At 62.1% G+C, this 419-nt stretch carries 1 pseudogene; it reads left to right on the top strand.

Annotated features, from left to right (window positions below):
* Positions 1-419: pseudogene (locus IBT47_RS26835) on the top strand (hypothetical protein); the annotation flags it as partial.

The raw sequence follows: 419 nt of genomic DNA, 5'->3' as shown, positions 1-419 counted from the left end.
TAAGGAGAAAGAGCAGAAGCGGCTGCAGGAAGCGCAGATTATCGGGGAGATCGGTTCGCAGGTTGGGGATATTGCAAGGACTCAGGGGGAGATAGCGGCGCAGAAAGCGCTGAAAGATCCGGCCGCGCTGAATGCGGCGAGAGAACAACTCGCTGCCGGGGGCAAGCCTTATACCGAATCGGATGTGGTGCAGCAGGCGTATAACAATGCGATGGCCCCGTGGGTAACGGGGGGCGCGATCCAGCAGGGTATCCAGGCGGCAACGGCGGCGATACAGGGGCTTGCGGGTGGCAATGTGGGACAACTGCTGTCCGGTGCAGCTGCGCCGTATCTGGCAGAACAGATCCACAAACTGGCCCCGGATGAAGCGAGCCGTGCCATGGCGCACGCGGTGGTGGGTGCCATCGTGTCGTACGAGG

The organism is Erwinia sp. S43, from assembly GCF_016624745.1.
In the GTDB taxonomy this organism is placed as follows: Bacteria; Pseudomonadota; Gammaproteobacteria; order Enterobacterales; family Enterobacteriaceae; genus Erwinia; species Erwinia coffeiphila.
This window is presented reverse-complemented; position numbering and strand designations above follow the sequence as displayed.